At 69.1% G+C, this 12,957-nt stretch carries 14 protein-coding genes and 1 pseudogene; 9 read left to right on the top strand and 6 right to left on the bottom strand.

All coding sequences use genetic code 11. The annotated features are described in order from the left end of the window. The 5 genes from WA944_RS25785 to WA944_RS25765 all read right to left on the bottom strand — a co-directional run. Positions 1-1,224: DUF58 domain-containing protein (locus WA944_RS25785; protein ID WP_526647478.1), on the bottom strand; the 1,224-nt coding region annotated here is incomplete at its 3' end. A gap of 10 nt (positions 1,225-1,234) precedes the next feature. Then, positions 1,235-2,155, bottom strand: coding sequence for an AAA family ATPase (locus WA944_RS25780; RefSeq protein ID WP_526375817.1), 921 nt, complete (start codon positions 2,153-2,155; stop codon positions 1,235-1,237). Positions 2,156-2,193: 38 nt separating this feature from the next. Further along, a complete protein-coding gene (locus tag WA944_RS25775) occupies positions 2,194-3,345 on the bottom strand; it encodes a DUF4350 domain-containing protein (RefSeq protein ID WP_526375799.1) in 1,152 nt (383 codons plus the stop codon). Next, a complete protein-coding gene (locus WA944_RS25770) occupies positions 3,342-3,995 on the bottom strand; it encodes a DUF4129 domain-containing protein (RefSeq protein ID WP_526375801.1) in 654 nt (217 codons plus the stop codon). Before WA944_RS25770 ends, WA944_RS25775 begins: the two co-directional genes overlap by 4 nt. Position 3,996: 1 nt before the next feature. Then, positions 3,997-5,151, bottom strand: coding sequence for a hypothetical protein (locus WA944_RS25765; RefSeq protein WP_526375803.1), 1,155 nt, complete (start codon positions 5,149-5,151; stop codon positions 3,997-3,999). A 117-nt stretch (positions 5,152-5,268) separates the two neighbouring features. On the opposite strand from WA944_RS25765, the gene WA944_RS25760 reads away from it, so the two are divergent. The 8 genes and pseudogenes from WA944_RS25760 to WA944_RS25725 all read left to right on the top strand — a co-directional run bounded on the left by WA944_RS25760 (position 5,269) and on the right by WA944_RS25725 (position 11,121). Then, positions 5,269-6,255 carry an LLM class F420-dependent oxidoreductase gene (locus WA944_RS25760; RefSeq protein ID WP_526375805.1) on the top strand — a complete coding sequence of 329 codons (987 nt, stop codon included), beginning with the start codon at positions 5,269-5,271 and terminating at the stop codon, positions 6,253-6,255. A 10-nt stretch (positions 6,256-6,265) separates the two neighbouring features. After that, entirely contained in the window at positions 6,266-6,403 is a 138-nt protein-coding gene (locus WA944_RS25755) for a hypothetical protein (RefSeq protein ID WP_526375807.1), read from the top strand. A 67-nt stretch (positions 6,404-6,470) separates the two neighbouring features. Then, positions 6,471-6,818, top strand: coding sequence for a DMT family transporter (locus WA944_RS25750; protein ID WP_526375809.1), 348 nt, complete (start codon positions 6,471-6,473; stop codon positions 6,816-6,818). 4 nt (positions 6,819-6,822) lie between these two features. Then, positions 6,823-7,143: a DMT family transporter gene (locus WA944_RS25745; RefSeq protein WP_526375811.1), complete on the top strand. Its 321-nt coding sequence runs from the start codon at positions 6,823-6,825 to the stop codon at positions 7,141-7,143. A gap of 1 nt (position 7,144) precedes the next feature. Beyond that, positions 7,145-8,380: an MFS transporter gene (locus WA944_RS25740; RefSeq protein ID WP_526608920.1), complete on the top strand. Its 1,236-nt coding sequence runs from the start codon at positions 7,145-7,147 to the stop codon at positions 8,378-8,380. Positions 8,381-8,457: 77 nt separating this feature from the next. Further along, positions 8,458-9,419 (top strand): annotated as a pseudogene (locus tag WA944_RS25735) (alpha/beta hydrolase). Between the two features lie 78 nt (positions 9,420-9,497). Next, positions 9,498-10,064 carry a TetR/AcrR family transcriptional regulator gene (locus tag WA944_RS25730; RefSeq protein ID WP_526372192.1) on the top strand — a complete coding sequence of 189 codons (567 nt, stop codon included), beginning with the start codon at positions 9,498-9,500 and terminating at the stop codon, positions 10,062-10,064. Then, positions 10,030-11,121, top strand: a complete 1,092-nt coding sequence (locus tag WA944_RS25725; protein ID WP_526647479.1) for a DUF5671 domain-containing protein — start codon at positions 10,030-10,032, stop codon at positions 11,119-11,121. Before WA944_RS25730 ends, WA944_RS25725 begins: the two co-directional genes overlap by 35 nt. Positions 11,122-11,140: 19 nt before the next feature. Here WA944_RS25725 and WA944_RS25720 read toward each other — a convergent pair whose 3' ends face one another. Beyond that, on the bottom strand, positions 11,141-12,067 hold the full coding sequence (locus WA944_RS25720) for a phosphatase PAP2 family protein (RefSeq protein ID WP_526647477.1): 927 nt from the start codon (positions 12,065-12,067) through the stop codon (positions 11,141-11,143). 123 nt (positions 12,068-12,190) lie between these two features. On the opposite strand from WA944_RS25720, the gene WA944_RS25715 reads away from it, so the two are divergent. Next, positions 12,191-12,957 (top strand): ESX secretion-associated protein EspG (locus WA944_RS25715; protein WP_526372196.1); only part of this gene is annotated, 767 nt, incomplete at its 3' end.

The raw sequence follows: 12,957 nt of genomic DNA, 5'->3' as shown, positions 1-12,957 counted from the left end.
GTCGTAGACAGCCACGGCATCGGCGCGGCCCGCGGCGAGCGTGTCCACCCGGGGATCGCCGACCGCGGCCAGCAGCACCTGGTGTTTGGCGGTCAGCTGCGGGAGTATCGTGATCAGCCCCTCGTCGATCGCGGAGGCGTTGAGGTCGGTCAGCAACACCACCAGCGCGCGCCGGCGCACCCGCCGCTGGATCGCCGTCACCAGCGCGCGCGGGTCCGACTCGATCAGCGCGGGTTCCAGCGGCGCCATCGCCTCGACGAGCTTGGCCAGCAACCCGGTGCGCGAGGCGTTGAAGACGCCGGCCCTGGTGACGCGGTCGTGTGCCAGGAAGTCGACGTGGTCGCCTGCCCGCGCGGCCAGCGCCGCCAGCAGCAGGGCGGCGTCCATCGACCAGTCCAGCCGCGGCCAGCCGCCGGGATGTGCTTCCGCCGGCGGAGCCGGCAATCTGGCTTCCGCCGGCGGAGCCGGCAATCGGGCCGCTGTCGGATCCACGCCCACGCGCCCGGCCGAGGTGCGGCCGGTGTCAAGCACGATCACCACGCGCCGGTCACGCTCGGGCCGCCAAGTGCGCACCACCACGTCGGCCCGCCGTGCCGTCGCACGCCAGTCGATCGAGCGGACATCGTCACCCACGACGTACTCCCGCAGCGAATCGAATTCGGTCCCTTGGCCGCGGATCAGCACAGGTGTCATGCCGTCGAGCTCGCGTAGCCTGGCCAGCCGTGTCGGCAGATGCTTGCGCGACAGGAACGGCGGCAGGATCCGGATCTGCCAGGGCACCCGGTGTGAGCGTTGCCGGCCGGCAAGGCCCAGCGGGCCGACGGATCTGGCCGTCACCAGTGCCGAGACCTGATCACCGCGACGGACCGGTCGCAACTGTGTTCGCAGCGCAACACGCTGTCCGGCAGCAAGGTTCACCGGATGGGTGCGCGGTTCGGCGCGCGCGCTGGGGGCCCACGCGTCCCGGATCACCCCGCGGAACCTGGTCCGGCCACCGTTGCCGACGCTCAGTTCCGCCGCCACCGGCTGACCCAGGCGCGCGGAGGTCTGGCCGTTGCGCGTCAACGTGAGGGCGCGCGGACTGCCTGCCAGAGCGACGTCGACCGCGATGGCCATCACAAGCGCGGCGGCCAGGACGGCGAAAGCGAGTGCGGGGCGGGCGGAGAACGCGATGGGAAACGCGCACAGCAGCGCGATCAACCCGGTGCGTCCGGTGAGTATCACTGGCCGGCAACTATCTCGGCACCGGCACGGAGGCGAGGATGCCCTCGATCACCCCGTCTGCGGTGGACCCTTCAAGCTCAGCCTCGGGGCGCAGCGCGACACGATGCCGCAGCGTGGGTCTGGCCATCGCCTTGACGTCGTCGGGGGTGACGTAGCCGCGGCCCGACAGCCACGCCCACGACCGGGCCGTGGACAGCAGAGCCGTCGCGCCTCGCGGCGATACCCCGAGCTGTAGTGACGGTGAATGTCTTGTCGCGCCGACGATGTCGACGATGTAGCCGAGAACTTCGTCGCCGACGAGCACCTGCCGGACCGCCTCTCGCGCGGCCGCCAGGTCGGCCGGGCCGGCGACCGGCTTCACCCCGGACAGATCACGCGGGTCGAACCCGCGGGCGTGCCGGTCGAGGATCGCGATCTCCTGGTCGCGTGGCGGCAGCGGGACATTGAGCTTGACCAGGAACCGATCCAGCTGGGCCTCGGGCAGTTGGTAGGTGCCCTCGTACTCGATCGGGTTCTGGGTGGCCGCGACGATGAACGGGTCGGGCAGGGCCCGGGGATCGCCGTCGACGCTGACCTGACGTTCCTCCATCGCCTCCAGCAGCGCTGCCTGCGTCTTGGGCGGGGTCCGGTTGATCTCGTCGGCCAGCAGCAGGTTGGTGAACACCGGGCCGGCTCGGAACTCGAACTCCGCGGTGCGGGCGTCGTAGACCAACGATCCCGTGACGTCGCCGGGCATCAGATCCGGGGTGAACTGCACCCGCTTGAAGTCCAGCTGCAACGCTGCCGCCAGCGTGCGCACCAGCAGGGTCTTCGCGACGCCGGGCACACCCTCCAGCAGCACGTGACCGCGGCACAACAGGGCGATCACCAGGCCGCTCACCACGGCATCCTGGCCGACGACGACCTTGCCGATCTCGGCGCGCAGGTTCATCAGCGCGCTGCGGGCGCTGTCATGCTCGGTGGGTGGTGTCACGACTGTGCGACCAGCCTTTCCATGTTGTCGAGTTCGCGAGCGAGGGTGACGAGTTCGGTGTCGGTGGCAGGCGGCGGGCCATAGAGCGTATGGCCGACCGCGCGGGGGTCCAGACCGGAACGTGCCGTGACCGCCTGGGCGACGGTCGACTGGTCGGCCGTGAAGCCCAAACCCAGGCGGGGCAGCATCCGCTGCAGTGTCGATGTCCGCAGAGCCTCGGCGGCGCGGTCCCTGGCGCGCCGCGAACGGTACAGCCGGCCGCGGCCCTCCACGGTCTCCGACGCGCGCACCACGACGGGCATCCGTTCGGCCACCAGCGGGCCGATCCGGCGGCCCTTCCACAGGGCCAGCAACACCACGGCGAGCGCCAGCTGCAGGGCCACCCAGGTGACCTGGGCGGGAATGAGGTCGGAAATCGTTGCCCCGCCGTCGGAGTCGGCGGTCTCGCTGCTCTGCGGCGCATACCAGACCACCCGGGGGTGCTGGCCGGCGAGATTCATCGCCAGCGCGGCGTTGCCCTCCTCGAGCAGCCCTTCGTTCATCATGAACAGCGCACTGCCCACGACCGTCGTCGTCCGGCCGTCGTCGGTGTAGCGCGCCAGCACGCCGTCGTAGCACCGGGCCACCGGTGTTTCGCCGGACGCCTCGTAGGTGTCGGCCGCGCCGAAGTGCACGGTTCCGGACTGCCGGGCCTCCCGCAGGTCACAATCGGCGGTCAGGCCACCGAAACTCGTCGAGTCCGCTCGGCGGAGCGCCGGGGCGAGCTGCTCGCGAGTCCGTCCGACCGGCTCGACCAGGAGGAGATCGGACGGCACCTCCGCCAGCCGGTCGAGCAACTCGTCACCGAACAGATGGGCGGTCTGCGCGACCACCAGCAGGGTCCCCGGCTGCGCCTCGCGTTCGACGGCCGCGACGGTTTCGGCCTCGACGACCGTCACCCCGTTGTCGCGCAGCAGCGTGACCAGGGCACGGGCCCCTTCCGGGGACGTCGAGGTCGCTTCCATCCGGCCGCCGGTTCCCGGCGAGGTCAGGTAGGCCGTCGCGGCGGCGACGCCGACGATGACGACGAGGGCGAGCAGCACCCAACGCCCGGTCCGCCACCGCTGGCCCATGGTCGCGCCGACGACGGTCGACGAGGAATCCGTCATCGCACCTCGGCCCAGGTCTGCGGCGACGACGTGGGCGGCGACTCGGCGGAATCCTTCGCCGCCCGGGTGCCAAGTTTGCCGTCCAGCGAGGCGATCATCCGGTACTGCTGTTCCAGTCCGGGCCGCTCACCGTAGGTCACGTCGTTGAAAATCTCCGCCGCGGAGAACAATTCGTCGGCCAGAGGCGGCAGCGCCCGGCCGGCGGTGCGGGCCAGTTCGGTCGCCGTCCGGCCGGGAACGGGTTCCAGGACACCGTTCTCCTCGAGTTGTCGCGCCACGGCGCGAAGTCGATGCCGAATGGCAGGTGCCCAATCCCCGGACGCGGCATGCGTTTCGGCGGTCGCGCGGTGTTCGGCGGCGCTGAGCTCGTGGTCACCGAACAGGCCGGCGGATTCGCTGCGTGCGGTGCGCATCGCGCGGCGGGCGAGGCGCACCGCGACGAACACGGCGACGCCGAGCAGGATCAGCAGCACCGACACCGTGAACCAGCCGCCCGGGACGTCCGCGCCTCCGGCGACCAGCCGGTAGAGAAGTTCGTCGATCCAGTCGAGGATCTGGTCGGTCAGTGACGGCCGGGGGTAGATCGGTTTGCCGAGCTCACGTTGGGCCGCCTCGTGGGCCGCGTCGCGGTCGATGTCGATCGTCGGCATGTCAGCTCTGGCGGGTCAGCCAGAGGTCGTCGGTGGAATCCGGCGAGGCTGCCGGTCCGCCCGCTGCGCCTGTCTGCAGAACGAGGTCGAAGGCTTCCGACCGGATGCGGCGGTCGGTGTACTGCAACACCACAACACCGGCGGTGAACGGCGCGGTGATGATCTGGCCGATGGCACCACCGACGGCGAACGCGACCAGGGCAAGCATCGCCGCCGTGGCCGACGCCGAGGTGGACAGCATGATCTGACCGCCGAAACTGAACGGGATCGCGACCGCCCCGGCGATCAGGTTCGCCACCAGCGTGGCCAGCAGCCGAATGCCCAGCACCCGCCAGAAGTCGTCCTTGATCAGCGCGAACGACCGCTTGATCGACGAGATGATGTCGCGGCGCTCCAGCACGATGGCCGCCGGGGTGAACGTCAGCATCGTGCCCAGGTAGACCAGCGCCGCGATCAGCGCCAGTACCAGCGGAACGCCGAAGAGGAAGGCGATCATCACATCCGTCGCGAACGCCACGGCCACGACGGGCAGGAACACCAGAGCGATCAACACCACGGCGCCGAGGGTCTGCAGCACGGTGAACCCGATCAGCGCCCAGAGCCTCGGGCGTAGTCGCCGCCAGGCCTCCCCGATCGTGATCCCGGCGCCGAACACCGCCCGCCCGACGACGACCGTCAGCAGGCCGCTGAGCAGGATCGCCGACAGGACGGTCGAGACGGACGCGGTGAGGCTGGACGTCGCCCAGCTCACCAGCATCTCGGCGCTGGGTTCGTCGCTGCCCATCGCCTGCGCGAGTTGCCCGGTGAACGCAAACGGCAGCAGCGACAGCACCAGCGTCAACAGCTGCGCAGCGACCACGACGATGGTGGTGAGCCCCAGCGTGGGTTTGGGATTCGCCCGGACGTAGGCCACTGCCCCGTTGAACATGTCGGACAGGCTGAGCGGACGCAGCGGGACGACACCCGGTTTGAACGCCGGCCGCGGACCGTAGCCGGGTGGCGGGCCACCGTAGGGAGGTGGATAGCCGGGTGGCGGTCCGTATCCGCCGTATCCCGGCGGCGGGTAACCCGGATATCCGGGCGGGGGATAACCGGTGGGCGGACCGCCGGGGGAGGGTGTCCCCGCCGGACCGTAGCCGCCGGTGTCGTACGTCATGCCGACCATCCTGTCGATCGTCGGTGGAATTGACAACGTCAGTCACTCCAGCCGCACGCGGCGGCGCGTCTGGTCCGGTGCTCGTTTCGTACCTGCAAGCCCGGGTATCCGAAGCCCATGACGCGATTCGGCTACACCCTGATGACCGAGCAGAGCGGTCCCAAAGATCTTGTCCGCTATGCAGTTTCGTCAGAAGATGTCGGTTTCGACTTCGAAGTGTCCAGCGACCACTACTTCCCGTGGCTGTCGTCGCAGGGTCACGCTCCCTACGCCTGGTCGATGCTCGGAGCGGTCGCCCACGCCACCGAGCGGGTCGAGTTGATGACCTATGTCACCTGCCCGACGATCCGCTACCACCCTGCGATCGTCGCGCAGAAGGCGGCGACACTGCAGATCCTGGCCGACGGCCGGTTCACCCTGGGTCTGGGCAGCGGGGAGAACCTCAACGAGCACGTGGTCGGCAAGGGCTGGCCGACGGTCGCTCGCCGCCACGACATGTTGCGTGAGGCCATCCACATCATCCGCGAGTTGATGAGCGGCGAGATGGTGGACTGGAAGGGCGAGTACTTCGAGGTGGATTCCGCGCGCCTGTGGGACGTTCCGGAGATCCCGGTGGCCATCGCGGCGGCGGTGTCCGGTGACCGCTCCATCGAGGAGTTCGCCCCGCTGGCCGACCACCTGATCGCGGTCCAGCCCGACAAGTCCCTCGTCGACTCCTGGCATGACACCCGACGGGCCACGGGCCTACCGGGCGATGTCCGGGTCATCGGCCAGATCCCGATCTGCTGGGACCCCGACCGCGACGCCGCCGTGGCCCGCGCGCACGACCAGTTCCGGTGGTTCGCCGGCGGCTGGGCGGTGAACTCGGACCTGCCGACCACGGCCGGGTTCGACGGTGCCACGCAGTTCGTCCGCCATGAAGACGTCGCCGAGTCCATCCCGTGTGGTCCCGACCTGGACGCGATCGTCGAATCAGTGCGAAAGTACTGGGAGGCGGGATTCACCGACATCGCGATGGTGCAGGTCGGCGGCGAAAGTCAGGACCTGTTCCTCGAGAAGGCGGCGGGCCCGCTACTGGACAAGCTCCGAAGCGCTTCGCAGTGAGAGGAACTCGATGACCCGCGGTAGAGGAATCTACGACGACGAAGAAGGTTCGGCCTCCTCCAAGAACGCCAAGGCCAAGCAGGCCGATGCCGACGACCGCAAGGACACCCCCGACGTCGACGAGGATGCCGGCGAGCCGACCGACTGAGTCGGTCTCGCATACCCTCGTCTGGGCGCGCTGAGTCGGAGGTCGCGCACGTCTGAAAGGGCACGCCATGACCTGGCTCTATCTGGGCTGCGCGATCCTGTGCGAGGTGGCGGCGACGCTGGCGCTCAAGGGCTCGGCCACCATCGGAGCACTCTATGTCGTGGTCGTGGCCGGATACCTGGCGTCTTTTGTCTTTCTGACGGCAGTGCTCAAGCGCGGTATGGGTGTCGGCGTGGCGTACGGCATCTGGGCGGCGACGGGCGTCGCGCTCGTGGCGTGCCTGTCGGCGCTGTTCTTCGGCGAGGCCTTCACGGTGGCGATGGCCCTGGGCCTGGTGTGCATCATCGCCGGCGTGCTGCTGGTCGAGACCGGGACGCATGCGCAGCGATCCGACGCGTCCGCGCCGGGGAGCTGACCGGATGCAGTACCTGCTGTTGCTGGGTGCGATCGCGTCAGAGGTCGCCGCCACGCTGACGCTGCGGACCGCCGCCAACGGCCGGCCCCGGCTCTACGCCGCGGTCGCGATCGGCTACGTGCTCGCCTTCACCATGCTGCTCGGTTCGCTGCGCCACGGCATGCCGCTGGGAATCGCCTACGGAATCTGGGCGGCCGCGGGAGTGGCCATCACCGCCGTGGCCTCCCGGTTCCTGTTCGACGAGCCGCTGACCGGCCGGATGCTCGGTGGGATCGGGTTCATCGTCGTCGGTGTCCTGCTGATCGAGATCGGTGCCGGACACTGAGTTGAAGCCCACCAGCGCGCAGCTCGACGCGGTCCAGAAGCGCACCCTGCGCGTGCTGGTGGCCGCTCAGATCTTCAGTGGCGCGGGCCTGGCCGCCGGGGTCACCGTGGGAGCGCTACTGGCGCAGGAGATGTTCGGCTCCACCGGCATGGCCGGAGTACCGAGCGCGTTGTTCACCATCGGGTCGGCCGCAGCGGCGGCGGGCGTCGGACAACTGTCACAACGTTTCGGCCGGCGCGTCGGCTTGGCGGCCGGATACCTCACCGGAGCACTGGGCAGCGTCGGTATCGTCGTCGCCGCCGTCATCGACAACATCTCGCTGCTGTTCGCCGCACTGTTCGTCTACGGCGCCGGCACCGCCACCAACCTGCAGGCTCGTTATGCCGGTGCGGATCTCGCCCACCATGACCGCCGCGCCCGCGCGATCAGCACCGTGCTCGTCGCGACCACGGTCGGCGCGGTCATCGGACCCAACCTGGTCGGCGTTCTCGGCGACCTCGCCGACGCGATCGGGGTGCCGCGGCTGGCCGGCCCGTTCCTGCTCGCTGCCGTCGCCTACGGCGCCGCCGGGGTCATCATCTGGATTCTGTTGCGGCCCGACCCTTTACGGCTGGCTGCCGAGTTTCCGGCCGATCCGGTCATCATCGGTGGGGTAGACGACGAACCCGCCGAGAGAACGTCGTCGTGGAACCCTGTGGTGCTCGCCGGGGCGGCGGTGATGATGATCACCCAGCTCGTCATGGTCGCCGTCATGACCATGACGCCGGTCTACATGCAGCACCACGATCACGACCTCGCTGCCGCGGGGCTGGTGATCTCGATCCACGTCGCTGCGATGTACCTGCCCTCGCCGATCTCCGGCTACCTCGTCGACCGGTACGGCGCCGCCGTCACCGCCGGGCTCGCCGCGGCCACGCTGATCGCCGCCGGCGCGCTGGCCGCCTTCACTCCGCCGGATTCGATCGCCGCGCTCGCGGTGGCGCTGGCGCTGCTCGGCTTCGGCTGGAGCCTGGGGCTGATCGCGGGCACCACCGCGATCACCAACGCCACCGCGGTGGCCGGTCGCGCGAAAACCCAGGGGACCGTCGACCTGTTCATCGCCGTCAGCGGTGCGGCCGGCGGTTTGGGCTCCGGCTTTGTTGTCGCGCAGACCAGCTTCCCCACGCTCGCGGTGATCGGCGCTGCGCTCGCCGCGACGATCGTCCCCATCCTGCTGTTGCGCCGCCGCGGGAACTGAGCACACCGAACATCGGGCAGTGCGGTAGATTCATTTCACCGACCGACCGGACGGTATGTGAAAGGTGTGTGGTGGCGATGGTGAGGCGACGAGTGTCCGTGGTGGCGGCGGTGGTGACGGTGCTCTTCGGCGCCGGGGTCGTCGACGGGGCAGCGGGCCCAGCCGGCGCGTTCTCTCGACCGGGCCTGCCGGTCGAGTATCTCGATGTGCCGTCGTCGGCGATGGGTCGCGATATCCGCGTCCAGTTTCAGTACGGTGGCCCCCGGGCGGCTATCTGCTCGACGGGATGCGCGCCCAGGACGACTTCAGCGGATGGGACATCAACACCCCCGCGTTCGAGTGGTACGAGGGCTCGGGTCTGTCGTTGGTGATGCCGGTCGGTGGCCAGTCCAGCTTCTACACCGACTGGTATGAGCCCTCCGACGGGAACGGGCAGGCCTACACCTACAAGTGGGAGACGTTCCTGACGCGCGAGTTGCCGGCGTGGTTGACGGCGAACAGATCCGTGTCCGCCACCGGGAGCGCCGTTGTCGGACTGTCGATGGCCGGGTCTTCGGCACTTTCCCTGGCGATCTGGCATCCGACGCAGTTCGTCTACGCCGGAGCGCTTTCCGCGGCGTTGAACCCGTCAGAGGGGTGGTGGCCGACGCTGATCGGCATCGCGATGAAGGATGCCGGTGGCTTCAACGCCGAAAGCATGTGGGGTCCGTCCAGCGACCCGGCGTGGCAGCGTAACGACCCCACCGTCAACGTCGCGAAGCTCGTCGCCAACCACACCCGGATCTGGATCTACTCCGGCACCGGAGCGGCGTCGGACTTCGACGCCGACGCCAGCGTCGGGAACCTGGCCGCCGCGCAGTTCCTGGAGAGGTTCCTGGGCCGCACCAGCCGCACGTTCCAGGAGCGCTATCTGGCCGCCGGCGGGAGCAACGGGGTATTCAACTTCCCCCATGACGGCACCCACAGCTGGGGATACTGGGGCCAGCAGTTGCAGCAGATGAAGCCGGACCTGCAGCGGGTGCTCGGGGTCGCGACGTAGCGAATCGGTTCGCGGGCAACCGATTACACATGCCCGCGGGGTGACCATCGCGGGGTGGCCGCCGCGGTACCATGTGGCATGACCAGGCAGGAATCGGCGGCACGGACCAGGCTGTCACTGCTCGACGCCGGTGTCCGGGTGTCGAAGGACACCGGCCTGTCCGGCCTGAGCATCAACCGCATCGTCGAAGAGGCGGGCGTCTCCAAAGGTGCGTTCTTCCATCATTTTCCGGACCGCGCAGCCTATCTGCTGGCGTTGCACCGGGATTTCCACGACCGCATCCTCGACGACACCCGCGGTGTGATGGACACCTATCCGCCGGGGGCGGAGCGGCTGCTGAGGGCCAGCCGCACCTATTTGGATGCTTGTCTGCGCGAATACGGTGTGCGCGCGCTGCTGCTGGAGGCCCGGGCTGAGCCCGTCACCGCTGCCGAGGTCCGCCGACGCAACCGGGACACCGCACATCTGTGTGAGCCGGACTTCGCCGCCATGGGCTGGCCCGATCCGTACCCGGCAGCACAACTGTGGGTCGGCATGACCGCCGAGGCGGCCTTGCTGGAGTTCGACGCCGGCCACCGGGTTCGGGCGCTGCGGCTCTCGCTGGCCCGGTATCTGGACGGCGCACCGGAATTCATCGGCGCCTGATGGCTGCGCGGTCAGACGAACTCACCCGCTTCGTTCGCGAGGCGCTTCAGCGCGGCATACCGCGCCCGGAGATCGAGCAGGCACTCCACGAAGCCGGCTGGCAGCCCGAACAGGTGAACAAGGCCCTGGCGAGCTTCGCCGGAGGTTCCGTTCCCGGTTCCCGTTCCCCGGCCCGTACCGCACGTCTCGGCGGGGGGAGGCATTCCGCTATCTCGTACTCTTCACCGCGCTCGGCATCACCGCGTTCTCGGTGGTGGGACTCTTCTTCACACTGATCGACTACCTGTTCTACGATCCGGCCGCGGTGCCGCTCGGCTCGGACGTGTGGGTGCCGGACGTTCTGTGGGCGGTGGCGCGCGTCATCATCGCCTTCCCGGTGTTCGTCGCCGCCTCGTGGCTCGTCGCCCGGTCGCTGAGGCAAGATCCTGCCGAGCGCGGGTCGGCGATCCGCCGCTGGTTCACCTACCTCGCGATGTTCGTGGCGGTGGCCGTCATCATCGGCGACTTCGTGACCCTCGTGGCGTATGTGCTCGGCGGCGGTACGACGGCACGGTTCCTGCTCAAGGTGCTGGTGGTGGCGGTCGTCGCCGGGTTGATCCTCGGCTACTACCTGTGGGACATCCGGGACAGCGAACGCGGTCGGCGGCCCGTGCCGGCACTGTTCCTCGGCGTCGCGGTGCTGACGAGTGTCGCGGCAGTGGGGGCGGGGCTGTGGCTGATGGGTCCGCCGTCCGAGCAGGCGGCCCGGCGTATCGACGACCGGCGGGTGGAGGACCTGCGTTCGCTCGCCGCCGGCGTCGACCGCTTTTACGAGCAGAACGCCGAGTTGCCCGAAAGCCTCGGTGAGTTGAGTGCGGCGCTGCCGACGCCGATTCCGCTCGACGATCCGTCGACCCGCGCGCCCTACCGCTACTCGCCGGGCACCGACAGGACGTTCGAGCTGTGCGCCGATTTTGCGCAACCCTCGGGTGAGGGCCTGGCGCGCGACTCGATCTGGACACATGCCGCGGGCACCCAGTGCTTCACGCTGACGGCCGGCGGCAAAGACAGACGCTGAGCAGGCGGCCTGACCGGCGCTACCGGGTGCTGACCGGGTCGCCGCGACGTTTGGTCTCCAGTCGGTGCCAGGTCCACCAGAACAGCAGCGCGGCGGCTACCGAACCGGCGGCGGCCAGCCACTGCGAACCCAGGAACAGGTGCCACTCGGCGGGTTCGTCGTTGAGATGGGCTGACGCCCCACGCAGCACCTGCACCATGCCCAATGCCAGGCTCGCCGACCCCGCGGCGCCGACCAGCACGACGAACACCGTACGGAGTGTGTAGCGCGTCGCCGCCGGGGAGATCACCGCGCGGATCCGGTCGGTGCGGGCCAGGAAGTGCGACGCGGCGCAGGCCACGATGAGCGCCACCGCGTCGGCAGCCAGGGTGTCCGAGAGCCGGTGGGCCTTGATGATGACGGTGTAGGCACCGATTCCCACCGCCCAGGTGAGCGTGAAGAACATGGCCACACCGCGGAACCGGTACGGCATCACGATCAGCGTTGCGAACAGCAGCGACATCGCCGCAGTCGTGTGCCCGCTGGGCAACGTGTTGTCGGCGAACGTGCCGTTGATCGCGACCAGCTCGGGGCGGGAAAGCACGTGGTACTTCAGCACTTGGGTGACAGCCTGCCCGCCGAGGATCACCCCCACCCCGGCCACGGCCAGCCACACCTGGCGACGCAGCAACCCGATCGCTCCGACGATCACCGCCGCTGCCAACTGCGACGTCACCGTGATGGTGTGGAACTGGTCCAGCGCGGCCTGACGCACCGCGGCGTCGACCTGGGTGGCGCCCCGCAGCGCCGCGTCCTCGAACCGCTGGCCCGTCGTCGTGTACACGGCCAGCAGATAGACCACGGTGCCGAACAGCAGTGCGGCGATCAGCACTGCCGTCCACCGGTATCGGGCCCGACGCAGCCGGTCGTTCCCGTCGAGCGCCACCCGCCTTTCGGTTCTCGTCACCGCCCCAGAGCTCCTATTCGTGCGTCCGGCTCGAACCGAATCCAGCGTTCGACTGAGCGTATCGGCCGTCTGTGTCCCTCACCGTTTGTACGCAGCGAGCGTGGCCGCCCGCAGAATGGGTTCATGACGTATGAGCTGAGCTTCGCTCGGACGCCGGTGGACAGGGTGGCCGTGGTCGACCTGGAATCGGCGTGCGCACTGTTCGGCCGGGAAACGCTGCCGTACCCGCTGGGACGTAGCCGACCGGTCGGGTCGGTGTGGCTTGCCACCAGAGCCGGCGAACCGATCGCTGATCGCCTCGCCGGTGGCGACCTTCGCGGAGTCCGGTCATGGGTGGAAGCCCTTGTGCGAAGCGACGTCTGCGTGGAATGCCGGGTGCACCCTTTCGACGCGCACACGCCGGAGTTGCGGCTGCACGCGTTGCGTGCGGGCGAGTCCGGGTTTGTTGCGGTGCAGACCCGCGACCAGGACGGTGTCGACGTCGTCGACATCTACTCGGTGGCGCCGGACGCGTTGGCGGCCGCGATAGCAGAATCGGTGGGACTGGTCGGCGCGGGTGCGCACCCGCGTATCGCGTTGGCAGGAGACGGAAATCACCTGCCGAAAATGCCGGTTACGGCGGAAGACTTCGACGACCTCGGATTTCCTGTTCGGCGTGACGAGCCTGACGAGCTGTCTGCCCGTGTCCTCGACGTCAGCGAGGTCGTGGCGACCGGGACGGTGCAGACTCGCTGCGAGCGGGCGCAGCATCGGGGCACGGACCCGCAGAGTCGAATCCTGCAGTGGGTGCAGGTCAGCGGCGACGGGGACTACATCTACGACTTCGACGGCCACGCCGAGCCGCTGAGCGCAGACATGCTGCGGAGTTTCATCGAGGGTTTCATCGCAGA

The sequence above is a fragment of the Mycobacterium sp. genome (assembly GCF_049683355.1).
Taxonomy (GTDB): domain Bacteria; phylum Actinomycetota; class Actinomycetes; order Mycobacteriales; family Mycobacteriaceae; genus Mycobacterium.
The sequence above is the reverse complement of the archived record's forward strand: the minus strand, read 5'-3'. Positions and strand labels throughout refer to the sequence as shown.